Source organism: Enterobacter sp. E1, from assembly GCF_016809815.1.
GTDB lineage: Bacteria > Pseudomonadota > Gammaproteobacteria > Enterobacterales > Enterobacteriaceae > Enterobacter > Enterobacter adelaidei.
The window spans coordinates 30374-46266 of sequence record NZ_JAFBJM010000010.1 but is presented as its reverse complement, the minus strand read 5'-3'; the positions used below and the strand labels follow the sequence as shown (position 1 = coordinate 46266).

The 15893-nt window shown below is 54.0% G+C and carries 13 protein-coding genes; 6 read left to right on the top strand and 7 right to left on the bottom strand.

Going from position 1 to position 15893, the window contains the following annotated elements; genetic code table 11:
* Together avtA and JGF26_RS19270 are read right to left on the bottom strand one after the other, a co-directional pair.
* The gene (gene avtA / locus JGF26_RS19275; RefSeq protein WP_134708562.1) at positions 1–1254 is read right to left on the bottom strand and encodes a valine--pyruvate transaminase; all 1254 of its coding nucleotides are present in this window, start codon (positions 1252–1254) and stop codon (positions 1–3) included.
* 193 nt (positions 1255–1447) lie between these two features.
* The gene (locus JGF26_RS19270) at positions 1448–3475 is read right to left on the bottom strand and encodes an alpha-amylase (RefSeq protein WP_134708561.1); all 2028 of its coding nucleotides are present in this window, start codon (positions 3473–3475) and stop codon (positions 1448–1450) included.
* 314 nt (positions 3476–3789) lie between these two features.
* Here JGF26_RS19270 and JGF26_RS19265 point away from each other — a divergent pair, with 314 nt between their 5' ends.
* Positions 3790–4614, top strand: a complete 825-nt coding sequence (locus JGF26_RS19265) for a protein bax (RefSeq protein WP_032666887.1) — start codon at positions 3790–3792, stop codon at positions 4612–4614.
* A gap of 39 nt (positions 4615–4653) precedes the next feature.
* Here JGF26_RS19265 and xylR read toward each other — a convergent pair whose 3' ends face one another.
* The 4 genes from xylR to xylF form a co-directional block, all read right to left on the bottom strand.
* Positions 4654–5832 (bottom strand): D-xylose utilization transcriptional activator XylR, encoded by a 1179-nt coding sequence (gene xylR / locus JGF26_RS19260; protein WP_028018248.1) that lies wholly within the window; start codon positions 5830–5832, stop codon positions 4654–4656.
* A 33-nt stretch (positions 5833–5865) separates the two neighbouring features.
* Positions 5866–7047 (bottom strand): xylose ABC transporter permease XylH, encoded by a 1182-nt coding sequence (gene xylH / locus JGF26_RS19255; RefSeq protein ID WP_108089352.1) that lies wholly within the window; start codon positions 7045–7047, stop codon positions 5866–5868.
* A complete protein-coding gene (locus JGF26_RS19250; RefSeq protein WP_134708560.1) occupies positions 7025–8566 on the bottom strand; it encodes a xylose ABC transporter ATP-binding protein in 1542 nt (513 codons plus the stop codon). Before JGF26_RS19250 ends, xylH begins: the two co-directional genes overlap by 23 nt.
* Positions 8567–8638: 72 nt before the next feature.
* A complete protein-coding gene (gene xylF / locus JGF26_RS19245; RefSeq protein WP_134708559.1) occupies positions 8639–9631 on the bottom strand; it encodes a D-xylose ABC transporter substrate-binding protein in 993 nt (330 codons plus the stop codon).
* A gap of 372 nt (positions 9632–10003) precedes the next feature.
* Here xylF and xylA point away from each other — a divergent pair, with 372 nt between their 5' ends.
* The 4 genes from xylA to JGF26_RS19225 all read left to right on the top strand — a co-directional run bounded on the left by xylA (position 10004) and on the right by JGF26_RS19225 (position 14404).
* Positions 10004–11326: a xylose isomerase gene (gene xylA / locus JGF26_RS19240; protein ID WP_014830210.1), complete on the top strand. Its 1323-nt coding sequence runs from the start codon at positions 10004–10006 to the stop codon at positions 11324–11326.
* 60 nt (positions 11327–11386) lie between these two features.
* Positions 11387–12841, top strand: a complete 1455-nt coding sequence (gene xylB / locus JGF26_RS19235; RefSeq protein WP_134708558.1) for a xylulokinase — start codon at positions 11387–11389, stop codon at positions 12839–12841.
* A 103-nt stretch (positions 12842–12944) separates the two neighbouring features.
* On the top strand, positions 12945–13484 hold the full coding sequence (locus JGF26_RS19230; RefSeq protein ID WP_134708557.1) for an isochorismatase family protein: 540 nt from the start codon (positions 12945–12947) through the stop codon (positions 13482–13484).
* Positions 13484–14404 (top strand): helix-turn-helix domain-containing protein, encoded by a 921-nt coding sequence (locus JGF26_RS19225; protein WP_108089357.1) that lies wholly within the window; start codon positions 13484–13486, stop codon positions 14402–14404. Before JGF26_RS19230 ends, JGF26_RS19225 begins: the two co-directional genes overlap by 1 nt.
* Here JGF26_RS19225 and JGF26_RS19220 read toward each other — a convergent pair.
* Positions 14397–15392 (bottom strand): acyltransferase, encoded by a 996-nt coding sequence (locus JGF26_RS19220; protein WP_134708556.1) that lies wholly within the window; start codon positions 15390–15392, stop codon positions 14397–14399. The genes JGF26_RS19225 and JGF26_RS19220 overlap by 8 nt on opposite strands.
* Before the next feature lie 183 nt (positions 15393–15575).
* Here JGF26_RS19220 and JGF26_RS19215 point away from each other — a divergent pair, with 183 nt between their 5' ends.
* Positions 15576–15881 (top strand): YsaB family lipoprotein, encoded by a 306-nt coding sequence (locus JGF26_RS19215; RefSeq protein ID WP_028018256.1) that lies wholly within the window; start codon positions 15576–15578, stop codon positions 15879–15881.
* Positions 15882–15893 lie beyond the last annotated feature (12 nt).

The window sequence follows — 15893 nt, the reverse complement described above, 5'->3', positions numbered from 1 at the left end:
TTAACCCTCTTCGAGCCAGGCTTTTTCGATTTCTTCGGCCAGAATTTTGACACCCGCTTCGATTTTTTCCGGATCGGGCACGTAGTTCATACGCATGCACTGGTGCGTATGCGGCCACGGTTTATCCAGGCCTGGGAAGAAGTAATCGCCCGGTACCATCAACACGCCGCGCTTCTTCAGGCGCTGATAGAGCAGTTCGGTGGTGATGGGTAGATCCTTAAACCACAGCCACAGGAAAATCGCCCCTTCAGGTTTGTGGATCAGGCAGCGTTCTTCCGGTAAATAGCGGCGAAGTGTCGCAATTGTCTCCTGAACACGCTGGTAATAGAACGGCTTAATCACCTCATTGGACAGACGCAGCAGGTCGTTGCGCTTAATCATTTCGCACATCATCGCCGGGCCGATACCGCCCGGCGAAAGGCTGATAATGCCGTTCATGTTGGTAATGGCGGTGATGATTTTTTCATTCGCGATGATAATGCCGCAGCGGCTACCCGGCAGGCCCAGCTTAGAGAGGCTCATGCACAGGACAATGTTCGGGTTCCACAGCGGACGTGCTTCGCTGAAGATAATGCCCGGGAACGGTACGCCATAGGCGTTATCGATCACCAGCGGAATGCCGTGCTGATTCGCCAGCGCATCCAGTTTCATCAGTTCGTCATCGGTGATCACGTTGCCCGTTGGGTTCGTCGGACGTGATACGCAGATCATGCCCGTCTCTTCACCAATATGCAGGTGTTCAAAATCGACGTGATATTTAAACTGGCCTTCCGGCAACAGCTCGATATTCGGGCGCGCGGAGACGAACAGATCCTCTTCCAGGCCGGAATCGGCGTAGCCGATATACTCTGGTGCCAGCGGGAACAACACCTTTTTGGTGGTGCCGTCGGCGCGACGCCCTGCGAACAGGTTAAACAAGTAGAAAAACGCGCTCTGGCTGCCGTTTGTCAGTGCAATATTCTGTGGTTCGATATCCCAGCCCAGCTCGTCACGCAGCATTTCGGCGAGGAGTGCCAGCAGTTCGGTTTTACCCTGCGGGCCGTCGTAATTGCAAAGCGCATCGGTTGCTTTGCCGCTTTCCAGCATCTGAGCGAGCAGCGTCTGGAAATAGGTATTCATCTCCGGGATTTGAGCCGGGTTTCCGCCGCCGAGCATGATTGCGCCCGGTGTGCGCAGCCCGTCGTTGAGGTCCTCCATCAGGCGAGTAATGCCTGAATGGCGGGTGAATTTGTCGCCGAAAAGTGAAAACGTCATAGCAGGTGATCTATCGAGCTTATTTTGAAAGTGGGTAACCATAACGCTAGCACCGTGCTGGTGCAAATCGGGTGGTGTGGTCGGATTTGTTGTTTTATGTGGCAGGAATGGATTTGTGAAGTGAATAGTTCTGTTGATTTTTCCCTCACCGTAACCCTCTCCCAACGGGAGAGGGTACTGGAGTGAGCCGTTATTAATTACCTGCCCATACTACCATCACCTTATCGCCATTATGCTCGCGCACGAAGCCATATCCCTCTTTCAGCGACAGCGTGGTTTGTTTGCCTTCACCAATCGCCGGATGGCGTGCGCGGAACTGACCCAGCGTTTGCCAGTGGGCGACGGTTAAGGACTGTTTGCCCGTGACGTCCTGCCAGTTCATATCCGAACGGGTACCTTGTAACGGGTCTGAACCTGTTGGCCCAAATGGACGTTCAGATTCATCTCCGTAATAGATTTGTACACTACCCGGTGCTAACAAGAGCAGTTCAGCTGCGCGTTGACCCCCTTCACGGAACAGGCGCGTGTCATGCGAAGAGAGATAGCTCAGGACGTTGAAACTTTGCAGTTTTTCCGCCATCTGCTGCCAGGTGAGGTCGATATCCGCCAGACAGTTCACCGCTTTTGCCGCCTGCTCCTGATAATCAAAGTTAATCATCGCATCGAAACCGTGGCGGTAATAATCGCTCTGCATGACGCCGTGGCCCCAGGATTCCCCGGTCATCCAGAATGGTGCATTGTCGAGCTTTTTGTCCGGGTGAGCACCTTTCCAGGCCGCCAGCGCCTGGCTGGCCTGGTCTTTCAGCTGTTGCCAGGCCGCAAGCTCAACGTGTTTGGCCGTATCAACCCGGAAACCATCAATACCGTAGTCACGCACCCACTGGCTGAGCCAGTGGGTCAGGTAATCGCGCGGGGTATACCCGGGGATGGCTTTCGCATGGGTATCAGGCTTGTGTTGATAGAAGTTTGGCAACCCGGAAGGTGTGGTGGATTCCGTTTTCAGGTCGGGTAAAAATGCCAGCGACATGGTTAAATTATCAAAGCCGGGGTTGTCGTAATCACCGATATCAGTGCGGATCCACTTTTTCCCCCACCATTTATCCCATGCGGCTTTGTCGCTAAAGTTGATGTAGTCGTTAAAGCTGTGCCAGCTTTGGCCTGCGCCCGGCTTCCAGTCCGTCCAGCGTTCTCCCAACGTCTTTTTCAGCTCATCACCCTGCAGATACAAGGCGCCAAACTGATACTCCTGCATGTCCGCAAGCGTCGCGTAACCCGTGTGGTTCATGACGATATCGAACAGGATACGAATGCCACGTTTATGCGCGTCATCGACCAGATGACGTAAATCATCTTCGGTGCCCATGTTGGCGTCGAGCTTCGTCCAGTCCTGAGTGTAATAGCCATGATAGGCGTAGTGTGGGAAGTCACCTTTGGTGCCACCGCCGACCCAGCCGTGGATCTGCTCCAGCGGCGAGCTAATCCACAGCGCGTTCACCCCCAGCTGTTGTAAATAGTCGAGCTTGCTGGCGAGCCCCTTGAGATCTCCACCGTGGAAGGTACCAATCTCCTGCATGCCGTCTTTGTGACGGCCATAGCTGTTGTCGTTGCTCGGGTCACCATTCACAAAACGGTCGGTCAGCACAAAATAGACAGTGGCGTTCTGCCAGCTAAACGGCGCAGGCTTGTCGGTTTCGGCGCGCTCAAGCAGCAGCAGGCCGTTGCTGTTGGCGGCCGGCTGCAGAGTGATTTTTCCATTCTGCACTGTCACCGTCTGCTTACTGTAGTAGTCGCGTACGACGGAGCCTTCCGGGAAGGTATGGCTGACGTCCAGCGTCAGCGGTTTACCGTCCCATTTCGGGCACTGGTGGATAACGTTGGTAACCGGCTGTTCTGCGGCACTCTGGATGGTCAGCATCAGGGTGGGTGTGCCGGATCGGGTATCAATCCGCATCTGGTATTCACCGTCGCGGAAAAGACGCCACTGCGGCGGCGTGCCGTCACAGGGTTTGAGCGACAGCATCTCGTTGAGTTTTATCGCATCTGTTGGCTGCCAGCACGTCTTGTCAAAACTTAGTGTAAGAGGACGCGTACCCTTCGCGAGCTTTGTCTGGCTGATGAAAATCCCGGTGCCTTCGGTGTTAAATGCATTAAACCCCGGTGATGACCAGCCTGCATGTGCCAGTGCGGGTAACATCAGAAAGGCTATTGCGGTGCGTTTCATTCCATTTTCCTGTCGCGGCATTTTTGACCAGTGTGCCACCAGGCTGAGGGTAAAAACTCATCCCTTATCGCTTTCTGCCAGGAGGACGCGAGAGGATGAGTGATCTCGCGCAAAATTAAGCAGTTATCTGCGATACCGCACACATTTTTTCGGGAATGGTGTTTTTGTGAGCAAGTTTTAGATGACATAGTTTCGGAATTGGACTATTTCTATACGTGCTCTTGAAGTCTATTTTTGATATGATTTGAGATTCCGCTCTCAAATTTGTGAAAAAAATAAGGTGTTAGGATGATTACATCCGACCAGGAGACCTAATGATATCGACTCCCATTCGACGATATGGGGCTGCGATACTCATGTTACTCACCACGGCATTTTCGGGTGAGGTGCTTGCGAAGACGCACACGGATACAACGAGTAAGAAAGCCCACGTTATAAAGACGACAAGTAGTAAGGTTAGCAGTAAACAAGAGTATTCTCGCAATAGTGCAAAGAGTAGTTCACTTCCTGATTTGCGAAAATACCCTTCCGGAACACCAAGGAAAAAAGCGTTTCTCCGGACGGTAATGCCTTACATCACGAGTCAAAATGCCGCGATTACTGCGGATCGTAACTGGCTGATTTCCAAACAGTACGATAGCCGCTGGTCGCCGTCAGAACGCGCGCGTCTGAAAGATATCACGAAGCGCTACAAGCTGAGCTGGAACGGTAACACGCGTCGTGTGCCGTGGAATTCTCTGCTGGAGCGTGTGGATATCATCCCGAATAGCATGGTTGCGACCATGGCGGCAGCCGAAAGCGGCTGGGGCACGTCAAAGCTGGCGCGTAGCAACAACAACCTTTTCGGCATGAAATGTGTGAAGGGTCGTTGTAACAATGCGCCTGGTAAGGTGAAAGGCTATTCGCAGTTTGAATCCGTGAAGGATTCCGTAAGTGCCTACGTGGTGAATCTGAACACGCATCCGGCCTATTCATCGTTCCGTAAATCACGCGCACAGCTGCGTAAAGCGGATCAGGAAGTGACGGCCACGACGATGATCCACAAGCTGAAAGGTTATTCGACGAAGGGACAGAGCTATAACAACTATCTGTTCGCCATGTACCAGGATAACCAGCGCTTAATCGCCGCCCATATGTAATCTCAAAAAAACGCCTTCCACTGGAAGGCGTTTTCTTTTCTATATCAGCACCTCACTGTAGCGATCCCGGTACTCTTTTGGCGTGGTGTCGTACTCTTTGCGAAACACCGAATAGAAATATTGCAGAGATGGGTAGCCGCACATCTGCGAGATTTCGTTAATCGACAGTGACGTGGAGATGAGCAAGCTGCGCGCTTTCTCCAGCTTTTCAGCATGGATGACGGCATGAATGGTTTCGCCCACTTCTTCTTTGAAGCGTTTCTCCAGATTCGAACGCGAAATACCCACCGAATCCAGCACCTGATCGACCTTAATTCCCTTGCAGGCATGGTTGCGAATAAAGTGCATGGCCTGAATGACGGCCGGGTCGCTTAAGGAGCGATAGTCGGTTGAGCGACGTTCAACGACGCGGACAGGAGGCACAAGCAACCGCTGAAGCGACAGGGATTCTTTATCCAGCAGGCGATGCAGTAGCTTCGCTGCCTGATAACCCATCTGACGAGTCCCTTGTGCAACGGAGGAGAGCGCCACGCGAGACAGATAGCGGGTGAGTTCTTCGTTATCAATGCCAATCACGCACAGTTTTTCCGGTACCGGGATGTGCAAATGTTCGCAGACCTGCAAAACGTGGCGTGCGCGGGCGTCCGTGACGGCAATAATCCCGGTTTGCGGTGGCAGCGTTTGCAGCCAGTCAGCCAGACGGTTTTGCGCGTGCTGCCAGTTTTCAGGGGCGGTTTCCAGCCCCTGATACACTACGCCGCGGTACTTCTCCTGCGCGACCAACTGGCAAAACGCGTGTTCACGCTCAACGGCCCAGCGCTTGCCGCTGGTGGCGGGTAAGCCATAAAATGCGAAGCGATGGACGCCTTTCTCTTTTAAATGGAGAAAGGCTGCCTCCACCAGGGCATGGTTATCGGTGGCAATATAGTGAACCGGCGGATAGTGTTCGGGGGAATGGTAAGAGCCGCCGACGCCCACAATCGGGACGTCGACGTCTGTCAGCAGTTGCTCAATGACGGGATCGTCATAGTCGGCGATAACGCCATCACCCAGCCAGTCTTTGATGTTCTCCAGACGGGTACGAAAATCTTCCTCAATAAAGATATCCCATTCGGATTGCGACGCCTGCAAATATTCACCAACCCCTTCAACAACCTGACGGTCATAGGCTTTATTGGCATTGAATAACAACGTAATGCGGTGACGCTTTTCGAACATGGCTCTCTTCCCAATTAAGTCATCATACTGTTATCAGGCCCGTCGTTTGGTGGCCGAGTCCATCCAGACGGCGAGTAAAAGAATGGCCCCCTTGACGATATACTGCCAAAACGTCGGGACGTCCATCATACTCATCCCGTTATCCAACGACGCCATGATAAATGCCCCCATGACCGCGCCCGCCACGCTACCGATACCACCCGCGAGGCTGGTACCACCAATTACGCAGGCGGCGATGGCATCCAGCTCGGCGATGTTACCGGCGGAGGGAGAACCCGCCCCCAGACGTGAGCTGAGGATTAACCCGGCGATAGCCACCATCAGACCGTTAATGGCGAACACCGCGAGTTTGGTACGCTCGACATTGATCCCGGAGAGGCGAGCGGCCTCCAGATTGCCGCCGATGGCGTAAATGCGGCGGCCAAACGCGGTGCGCGTGGCCATAAACATGCCACCCAGCAGTAACAGTGCCAGCAGCAATACAGGCGTCGGGACGCCACGGTAGTCGTTCAGAAGCCAGATTGCGCCTAGCACAATAACAGCCGTAAGGGCCTGACGCCCCACCACGGACGTTGATGCAGGAGAAGCCAGCCCCAGCGCCTGACGGCGCATGCGCCCACGCCACTGCCACGCGACAAACGCCAGCAAACCTACCACGCCAATCGTAAAGCCCACGCTATCGGAGAGGTAACTCTGACCAATCTGCGACATCGCCGCGCTGGTGGGGGAGACGGTGGTGCCGTTGGTAATGCCGATTAAGATCCCGCGGAAGGCCAGCATCCCTGCCAGAGTGACAATGAACGACGGGACTTTACGGTAGGCAACCCACCAGCCGTTCCAGGCACCGAGCACAAGTCCCAGCACCAGCGTCACCGCAACGGTCAACGGCAGCGGCCAGCCAAGCCAGACGTCAAAAATGGCCGCCACGCCACCGAGTAAACCCATCATCGAACCGACTGACAGGTCGATCTCCGCTGAGATAATCACGAACACCATGCCCACAGCCAGAATGCCGGTGATGGCCGTCTGACGCAGCAGGTTAGAGACGTTACGCGCACTTAAGTACGAGCCATCGGTCATCCAGGTAAAGAACAGCATGATGACGATAATCGCCGCGATCATCACGAAAACTTGCAGATTCAGCGCTTTTAGCCCCGCAAATGATCCGGGCGTCGGAACCGCGACTTTGATATCAGACGGATTGCTTTTCGACATGACGTTCGCTCCTTAAAGCGGCTTCCATCACCTGCTCCTGCGTCAGGTTCTGGTTAATCAGGTTGGCTTTCAGTTTTCCCTCGTGCATTACCAGCACGCGGTCACTCAGACCGAGCACTTCGGGTAATTCAGACGATATGACAATGACGGCAATCCCTTGCTGTACAAGCTGATTAATCAGTTTGTAGATTTCATATTTGGCGCCGATATCAATCCCGCGCGTTGGCTCATCAAGGATTAATATGCGTGGATTGAGAAGCAGGCAGCGCGCCAGAATGGCCTTCTGCTGGTTGCCCCCACTCAGTCGGCCAATGGCCAGTTCCGGAGAGGATGTTTTTACCTTCAGTCGGGCGAGCGACTGGAGAATACACTGCTGCTCAGCGGCATCATCCAGGCTGCTCAGGGTGCCGGAGAACTGATCAAGAGCTGCAAGGGTGATGTTTTTACCCACTGCCATGACCGGTACGATGCCGTCTTTTTTGCGGTCTTCCGGCACCATGGCAATGCCGCGGGCAATCGCCTGTTGGCAGTTGTCGATTTTCACCGGCTGACCGTCGATATATATCGTGCCCTCCCAGCGCCCCGGCCACACGCCAAACAGACACTGTACGGCTTCGGTGCGCCCGGCGCCGACTAACCCGGCAATACCGAGAATTTCGCCGCTGTGCAGAGAAAACGAGACGTTATTTACACGCTTGATGTGGCGGTTAACGGGATGCCAAGCGGTCAGGTTTTCCACGCGCAACACTTCATCGCCGGTTGCATGAGGTTCATTCGGGTAGAGCGCCGTCAGCTCGCGGCCTACCATCATAGTGATGATGTCATCTTCACTCATGCCTGCGGCTTCGCGCGTGCCGATGTGTTGCCCATCGCGGATCACGCAGATGGTGTCAGAAATGGCTTTGACCTCATTCAGCTTGTGCGAAATGTAGATACAGGCGATGCCGTGGTTTTGCAGATCGCGGATGATATTGAGCAGTACCGCGGTTTCCTGTTCGGTGAGCGACGCCGTTGGTTCATCAAGGATCAGCAGCCTGACCTGTTTATTAAGCGCTTTCGCAATTTCGACCAGCTGCTGCTGCCCCAGACCAAGATCGCCCACGCGGGTATCCGGTGAAATGCTGAGACTCACCTGCGCCAGCAGCTTTTCACAGCGCAGCGTCATGGTGTCGTAGTCCAGCACGCCGTGGCGGGAAATCTCAGCCCCAAGGAAAATGTTCTCCAGCACGGTGAGATGCTTCACCAGTGCCAGCTCCTGGTGGATGATGGCGATGCCTTTACGTTCGGTATCGCGAATGTGTGTCGCCTGGATGACTTCACCGGCAAAGACGGTTTCGCCTTCGTAGCTGCCGTACGGGTAGATCCCGCACAGCACTTTCATCAATGTTGATTTGCCCGAACCGTTTTCACCACACAGCGAAACTACTTCGCCGGGGTTCAGCCGGAGACTGACGTTGTCGACGGCTTTCACTGTACCGAAGCGCTTAGTGATGCTTTTCATTTCAAGTAAATAAGACATAACTGCTCCACGTAACCCGAGGGAAGAACAGTACAACGTGATGCGCCCCTGCAGAGCAGGGGCTGCGTAAGGTTACAGTTCGCTCTTCTTGTGGAAACCGTCTTTAATGACAGTGGCGTCAATGTTCTCTTTATTGACTTCAATTGGTGTGAGCAGGCGAGCCGGAACATCTTTCAGCCCGTTATTCAGCGTCGCGTCTGCTTTAGGTTGCTTACCATTACCCAGCTCTACGGCGATTTCCGCAGCCGTATTGGCAAGCTGGGTAATGGGTTTGTAGACCGTCATGGTTTGGGTGCCTGCGATAATGCGTTTTACACCGGCCAGATCGGCATCCTGACCCGATATCGCGACTTTACCGGCCAGCCCCTGGGCGCTCAGTGCCTGGATAGCACCGCCTGCGGTGGCATCGTTGGAGGCCACAACCGCATCAATTTTGTTATTGTTGGCGGTCAGTGAGTTTTCCATAATTTTCAGCGCGTTTTCTGGTAGCCAGCCGTCGGCCCATTGATCGCCAACCACTTTAATTTTTCCATCGTCGATGTAAGGTTTAAGGACTTTCATTTGCCCTTCGCGGAACAGTTTGGCGTTGTTATCCACCGGAGAACCGCCCATCAGGAAATAATTACCCTGAGGCACCTTGTCGATCAGGCTTTGCGCTTGTAATTCACCGACTTTTTCATTGTCGAACGAAATATAATAATCAATGTCCGCATTATTAATCATACGGTCATAGGCCAGGACTTTTATGCCTTCTTGTTTAGCTTCTTTCACCACGTTACTTAATACCTGGCCGTTATAGGGGATAATGACCAGGACATCGACGCCACGGTTGATCATATTCTCAATTTGCGACATTTGCGTTTCTTCATTGCCGTTAGCCGACTGAACAAACACGCTTGCGCCGAGTGATTCTGCTTTTTTAACAAAAATATCGCGATCTTTTTGCCAGCGCTCCAGACGCAGATCGTCAATCGCCATACCGATTTTCACCTCCTTCGCATGTCCGGCAAAGCTTGCCAGGAGGAGAGTTGTGCATAGAGTAAGGGTCAGGTTCTTTATCTTCATAATTATTAGGCCTTTTTGTAGGGGTATGTGTTGCTGAGATAAAAGAAACATTCACTACTGAGACGCAGCAAATTCTTAACGGGGAAAGGCGGGCTGGCAATTACAGATTTTTATCTTCTCATTATGATATTTGGTTTATTTCTGAATTTATGACCGCGATCGGATTTTAAAATACGTAACGTCTTAATTGCATTTGATTCTGGAATGCACACCGAAAAATAGTTTGCTTGCACATTATTTTGCGAGCCAGTGCACAGTTGTGCATTCTCTCAATAGCAGTGTGAAATAACGTAATTGAGCAACCCAAAATGTCTATTCACTATTACTCCTGTATCTATGACTCACCGCATACCCCTGATTATGGAGCTCAATATGCAAGCTTATTTCGACCAACTCGATCGTGTTCGTTACGAAGGCCCAAAAACGACCAATCCTTTAGCATTTCGTCACTACAACCCGGATGAGCTGGTGCTGGGTAAGCGCATGGAAGATCATCTGCGCTTTGCCGCCTGTTACTGGCATACCTTCTGCTGGAATGGTGCCGATATGTTCGGTGTGGGTTCCTTTGACCGCCCGTGGCAGCAACCTGGTGAGGCCATCGAGCTGGCGAAGCGTAAAGCCGATGTGGCGTTTGAGTTCTTCCACAAGCTGAACGTGCCGTACTACTGCTTCCATGATGTCGATGTGTCACCGGAAGGCGCGTCGCTGAAAGAGTACCTGAACAATTTTGCGCAGATGGTGGATGTGCTGGCGGCGAAACAGCAGCAAAGCGGCGTGAAGCTGCTGTGGGGCACGGCAAACTGCTTCACCAACCCACGTTACGGTGCGGGCGCGGCAACCAATCCGGATCCGGAAGTGTTTAGCTGGGCGGCTACGCAGGTTGTGACGGCAATGAACGCCACGCATCAGTTGGGTGGTGAGAACTATGTTCTGTGGGGCGGTCGTGAAGGCTATGAAACCCTGCTCAACACCGATCTGCGCCAGGAACGCGAGCAGATTGGCCGCTTTATGCAAATGGTTGTCGAGCATAAGCACAAAATCGGTTTCCGCGGGACGCTGCTGATTGAACCGAAACCGCAGGAACCGACGAAGCATCAGTATGACTACGATGTGGCGACCGTGTACGGCTTCCTGAAGCAGTTCGGCCTGGAAAAAGAGATTAAAGTTAACATTGAAGCCAACCATGCCACCCTGGCGGGTCACTCTTTCCATCACGAGATTGCCTCTGCTATTGCGCTGGGCATCTTCGGCTCTGTTGATGCTAACCGGGGCGATGCACAGCTGGGCTGGGATACAGACCAGTTCCCGAACAGCGTGGAAGAGAATGCGCTGGTGATGTATGAAATCATCAAAGCGGGTGGTTTCACCACGGGGGGCCTGAACTTTGACGCCAAAGTGCGTCGTCAGAGTACCGATAAATACGATCTGTTCTATGGCCACATTGGCGCGATGGACACGATGGCGCTGGCGCTGAAAGTGGCCGCGCGTATGATTGAAGACGGTGAACTGGATAAACGCGTGGCGAAGCGTTACAGCGGCTGGAACAGTGAGCTGGGCCAGCAAATTTTGAAAGGTCAGTTATCACTTGCGGAAATCGCGAAGTACGCTGAACAACATCAACTGGCACCGCAGCACCAGAGCGGGCACCAGGAGTTGCTGGAAAATCTGGTCAATCACTATCTGTTCGATAAATAACAGCATCCAGGCCCGGTCGGCGCAGCGCCACCGGGCATTTCTGTTAAAGGAGTCACCGGAATGTATATCGGGATCGATCTTGGCACATCGGGTGTGAAAGCCATCCTGTTAAGCGAGCAAGGCGATGTGGTAGCAACACAGACAGAAAAGCTGCAGGTTTCACGTCCGCACCCGCTGTGGTCGGAACAGGATCCGGAGCAGTGGTGGCAGGCGACGGATCGTGCAATACAGGCCTTAAGTGAACAACACAGTCTGCGTGACGTGAAAGCGCTGGGGATCGCCGGGCAAATGCACGGCGCTACGCTGCTGGATAGCCAGCAGCGCGTGCTTCGTCCAGCGATCCTCTGGAACGATGGCCGCTGTGCAGAAGAGTGTGCGCTTCTTGAGGCGCGCGTGCCCACATCCCGAGACATCACCGGCAACCTGATGATGCCCGGTTTTACTGCGCCCAAATTACTGTGGGTGCAGCGACACGAGCCGGAGATTTTCCGTCAGGTGGCGAAAGTCCTGCTACCGAAAGACTATCTGCGCTTTCGTATGACGGGCGATTTTGCGTCCGACATGTCTGATGCCGCCGGCACCATGTGGCTCGACGTGGCGAAACGTGACTGGAGCGAGGCGATGCTGGATGCCTGCCATTTGACCCGCGAGCATATGCCCGCACTGTTCGAAGGCAGCGAAATTACCGGTACATTGCTGCCGGCCGTTGCTGAACGCTGGAATATGCCTGCCGTACCGGTGGTGGCCGGTGGCGGTGACAACGCGGCGGGTGCCGTGGGCGTCGGCATGGTTGAGGCGGGACAGGCGATGCTTTCTCTGGGAACGTCTGGCGTCTATTTTGCCGTCAGCGACGGGTATCGCAGCAATCCTGAAAGTGCGGTACACAGCTTCTGCCATGCCCTTCCGGGGAAATGGCATTTGATGTCGGTCATGCTCAGTGCGGCGTCTTGCCTGGACTGGGCGGCGAAGCTGACCGGCATGGCCGACGTTCCGGCGCTCATTTCTGCGGCGCAGCAGGCGGATGACGCTGCGGGTACCGTCTGGTTTTTACCGTATCTTTCCGGCGAGCGTACGCCGCACAACAACCCGGAAGCGAAAGGGGTGTTCTTCGGTTTAACCCATCAGCATGGCCCGGCAGAACTGGCGCGTGCGGTGCTGGAAGGTGTGGGCTATGCGCTGGCCGACGGAATGGACGTGGTGCATGACTGCGGTCTGAAACCGGCAAGCGTCACCCTGGTCGGCGGCGGTGCGCGAAGCCCTTACTGGCGACAGATGCTGGCGGATATCAGTGGATTGCAGCTGGATTTTCGCACCGGTGGCGATGTCGGGCCAGCACTTGGTGCCGCGCGTCTGGCACAGATAGCCATCAACCCTGAAAAGCCGCTTTCGCAGCTGTTGCCGCAGCTTACGCTTGAACAGGCGCATTTACCTGACGCGTCACGCCATGCGCGGTACGCGGAAAGACGCGACGTGTTCCGCAAAATCTATCAGCAGCTGCTGCCGCTGATGTCGTAAATACGCTTGTCCTGGATAGGCACGAGGATGTCCTTTTTTGGTCTGTGCGTGCCTTCCTTTCCTTGTCAGTATGGTGTCACACCCACTGGCGAGGAGATCTCTCATGTCACGCATTGCATTAATCAGCATTGATACGCAGCAGTCGTTCCATCACCGCCATTACTGGCAGGAGGACGACATTCCTGCCTTTCAGCAGGCGATGCTGGGGCTGATTGAGGGCTGCCAGGCACGCAATATTTCGGTCGTTGATATCTTTCATGTCGATGAAGACGGCCCTTTCACCCTACAGAGCGGCTATGTCAAACCGATGGCCTTTTTACGTCATCAACCGGATGTGGTTTTCCAGAAACATGTCCATAATGCTTTCACGGATACCGGGCTGGACCGCTGGTTGCGCGAGCGTGATATCAACCAGCTTATTATCTGCGGCATTCGCACTGAACAATGCTGTGAAACCACTACACGCGTGGCATCCGATCTGGGTTATGCTGTGACCTTTGTTAGCGAGGCAACGCTTACATTTCCAATGACCTACAAGGGCATTACCCTTAGTGCAGCGGAAATTCGCCACCGTACCGAGACGGTGCTGTCCGGGCGTTTTGCCGAGATTAAAACGGTAGCGGAGACGCTGGAGTCATTGTAATGCGCATCGACGTCTGGTTTGTGATGTTGCCCGGGGTGCTGTCATTAGATATGACGGGCCCGGCGGAGACCTTTGTGCTGGCTGGCGACGCGTTTCGTCTGCATTACATTGGCCCGCAACCGGACGTTCCGACGTCGATAGGTCTGACGATGAGCGGCATCCAGCCCTTGCCGGAAAACCTGCCTCCAGGCAGTCTACTGGTCCTGCCGGGAGTGAGCGACTCCCGCTGTCAATTCTCAACGCCACAGGCGCAGCAGATCCAGCACTGGCTGATGCGCCTGCAGCCGCAGATCCAACGGCAGGATATTACCGTGATGTGTGTCTGTTCTGGGGCCTTACTGGCGGCGAAATCAGGCCTGCTGAATCACCGTCAGTGTACAACCCATCATGATGTTATTAACCGTTTACGCACTGCGGCTCCCACGGCGACGATTAAAGAAAACCGGATATTTGTGCAGGATGAGAATATCTGGACCAGCGCAGGGATCACCTCTGGCATCGATCTGGCACTGCATATGATTAACCGCCTGTGCGGCCCGGAAAAGGCGCTGGCCGTGGCACGTGAGATGGTGGTCTGGTTCCGCCGCTCCGGCGATGACCCCCAGTTATCCCCGTGGTTGCGCTACCGTAATCATCTTCATCCGGCCATCCATCGGGCGCAGGATGCGCTCACCGCCGAGCCGCAAAAAACATGGAATTTGCCTGAGATCGCCGCCGTGGCGCATGTCAGCCCACGTCATCTAACCCGGCTTTTTCAGTCGCATTTAGGGATTAGCGTTCGCGATTATCTGGAGCAGTTGCGTCTGGCGGTGGCGGAGCAGTGGTTGTTGCAGGGGCGCGGTGTGGAGCAGTCTTCACTGGCGGCAGGGTTTTCCTCCCCGCGCCAGTATCATCGCGCCCGGCAGCGAAGCGTTAACTGACGAAGCGGCGCGTGTCTATTTTTTGCAGCAGCATCGACAGCAGCAGGCTGACACCCAGCGTGGCGACAAAAATCCAGATAATATCCAGCACCGGCCAGCTTTTCAGCTCAACGCCCCTCGTTCGTAGCGCGTGGATGATCAGCGCGTGAAATCCATAAATCCCCAGAGAATGCCGCGAGATAACGCTCAGCATGGGCAAGGGACGCGTATCCAGGGTATTTTTGGCAAGCGTGAGGAGCGATACGGCACAGATAAAGACCATTGGTCCGCAATACAGATACCAGGTATCGGCAAAATTGCCACGCCACTGCAACTCGTGCAGCGTCCCGCGTGAAATCACCGCCACGCCAGCGATAAACAACGCCCCACACAGCCAGTTCATACCGCGTTTTTGAGTATCCATCATCCCAATGGCGCGCCCCAGCATGCCGTACAGCACGTAGTAAAAAGTATCGCCGCTGATATAGAGGTTGACCGGCAACCACTCAAATCCGTCGATTTTCTGTGAGACTGTATTCGGGTTGGCGATAATGCCAATCACCACCATCAGAGCCAGGAGCATTTTGCCGCTGACGTTTTTCACCTGAATGAGCGGAGAGACCAGATAGATAACGATAATGGCGAAGAAGAACCACAGATGGTAGAACACCGGTTTCTGCAGCACGTATCTCAGCGATAACCCGGCATTAATGGAAGTGAACAGGGTGATATAGAGCAAGGCAACGGCGCTGTAAAATCCCAGGCAGGCGGCGATGCGGATGAAGTGCTTTGGTTGCGCACTACGCTCGCCAAAAAAGAGAAAGCCGGAAATCATAAAGAATAGCGGCACGCTGACGCGCGAAGCCGCGTTGAGAATATTGGCGATATCCCAGTTAACAGGAGTGATGCTGTGCGGATTCGTGACATACCATGTCGTCGTGTGGATCATCACCACCATCAGACACGCTATTCCTCGCAGGTTATCAATCCAGTTAATTTTTGACTGCATCAGTTCCTCGTATTCCCTGTAAATTGAGTATGACTGTCATTTTCCAGAAGTCTTCTTCTGGAAAAATCTGAGTTTTATTCAGAAGGCTTGTAGGGAGGCCGCGAGATTCGCAGAATGCCGGACCGTAATCTATAAAAGCTTTGATACTAAAAATAACAGCCACTGACCAGGGCGGTGATAAAAATGATGATGAAGCGTGTGGCGTCACTCTTTCTGCTGTTCATGCTGGCAGGGTGCAGTGCCCCACAAGAAGCCCCCGTGCAAAAAGCGCAGCAGGGGAAAATAAGCCCGGAACGTTCGCTGAATATGGAACAGCTCTGTAAGGGGCAGGCGGCCCGACGCTATAACTCGGACGTGCAGAAAATTGATGTCACCGGGTTTGAGCGCTTTCAGGGAAGTTATGAGCTGAGGGGTTATACATCCCGTAAAGAGGGCTTTATCTGCTCGTTTGATGCGGATGGCCAGTTTTTACACCTCTCCATGCGTTAGCCTGCTCGTATA